The organism is uncultured Clostridium sp. (genome assembly GCF_934754915.1).
Taxonomy (GTDB): domain Bacteria; phylum Bacillota; class Clostridia; order Clostridiales; family Clostridiaceae; genus Clostridium.
Genome location: NZ_CAKVKB010000345.1, coordinates 1 through 1,506 on the forward strand (window position 1 = coordinate 1; position 1,506 = coordinate 1,506).

Sequence of the window (1,506 nt, forward strand, 5' to 3'; positions counted from 1 at the left end):
TTATAATTATGATATGGAAGATATAAAGCAGATAACATTAAAAATTAGGGAGTTATGGAATCTTAAACATGATCCGATTGATAACTTATCATATGTGTTACAAACAAACGGATTTTTTATTAATAAACAATATATTGAGCAAAATAAAACAGATGGTTTTTCACAATCTATTGGTGATAAATTTTATATCTTTATTAGTGCTAACAAAGAATGTGCTGTTAGAAGTAGATTTGATTTAGCTTATGAATTAGGTCATTTAGTTTTGCATAGAAATATAGATGATGATGAGCAATCAAGTAAATGTATTGAGCGACAAGCAGATTATTTTGCATCTGAGTTACTATATCCAAGTGACATATTTATAAATGAAATACAATCATTACCGTTAAATTTTGAGACATTTATTATGTTAAAAGAGAAATGGAAAATATCGATACAAGCACTCATAAGAAAGTGTAGGGATCTTGAACTTATATCTGAGGATAAATATATATATTTTCAGAAGAAAATTAGCTATAATAAATGGAGATTTAAAGAGCCATTAGATGATTATATAATAGCAGAAGAACCTAGATTATTAAAAGATGCTATAGAATTATTAATTGAGAATAATATCATTAATAAGCGAGATATATTAATGAATATAGAATTAGATAAAAAAGATATAATAAAGTTATGTAATTTACCTAGAGATTATTTTGATGAATCATTACAAAATGTAATAAAACTATTCTGATTAAAAGGTGACAAAGATAAATCTGTCGCCCTTTTCAAAGTTTTATAAAAATATATGTAAATACATAGAATTTTTCGATAATAATAAATTTCTATTAAACCTTGTATTTTCAAGGCTTAAAATGATATGTATTAATATGTTGTAGTATATATTAGATAATATCTAGTTGAACACACCACATACAGAAGTATTCCTTTACTATAGAGATGAGGCAAATTAATGCCTCATTTTTTTCATTCTATAGGAAGTTATATATTCGAACAATCTGTGGATAACTTTTGAAGGGGGCAGAAACACACAGTCTGCGAAGCAGATTTTTTTATATCCTTATCTTTCTCAGCTTTAATAGCTAATCTATACAAAGTTTCTTTTATATAATCCTTAGGTGAGTATTTATCATTAAGCATTTTTAAGATTACTGCATCTTTCTCACTATTATCTTTAAAGTATAAGTTTATTCTCATTGAAAAACCCCCTTTTTAATTCACAATTATATTTTATAAAGTTTTAAGGCTTTTGTCTTTATGTAAGTTATTGTAAAAATAGAATATTAAAACTTAATTACATTACATATGATTTTTATATTTTGTATAAACTAAAGATAATAATAAAAAGGAGAGTTGAAGCCATGGCAAAAGCTGAATGGACAGAAGCAGGCGAAAAACTTAAGGTGGTGTTAGTATAAAAGTGTATACACAGACAGATAGTTTTTAAAATGATATAATTATAGAAAATAAAGGAAGTGTCTACAAATGGGAAGAAAAGTTAAA

The 1,506-nt window shown here is 25.3% G+C and carries 2 protein-coding genes; one reads left to right on the forward strand and one right to left on the reverse strand.

Going from position 1 to position 1,506, the window contains the following annotated elements; genetic code table 11:
* Window positions 1–736: ImmA/IrrE family metallo-endopeptidase (locus Q0F58_RS19610; RefSeq protein WP_294379784.1), on the forward strand; the 736-nt coding region annotated here is incomplete at its 5' end.
* A 248-nt stretch (window positions 737–984) separates the two neighbouring features.
* On the opposite strand, the gene Q0F58_RS19615 is transcribed toward Q0F58_RS19610, so the two are convergent.
* The gene (locus tag Q0F58_RS19615; protein ID WP_294379785.1) at window positions 985–1,200 is read right to left on the reverse strand and encodes a hypothetical protein; all 216 of its coding nucleotides are present in this window, start codon (window positions 1,198–1,200) and stop codon (window positions 985–987) included.
* Window positions 1,201–1,506: the final 306 nt, after the last annotated feature.

Bases quoted from the DNA above. Each gene is read 5' to 3' on its own strand.
- Q0F58_RS19615 (WP_294379785.1), bottom strand. From the start codon at position 1,200: ATGAGAATAAACTTATACTTTAAAGATAATAGTGAGAAAGATGCAGTA.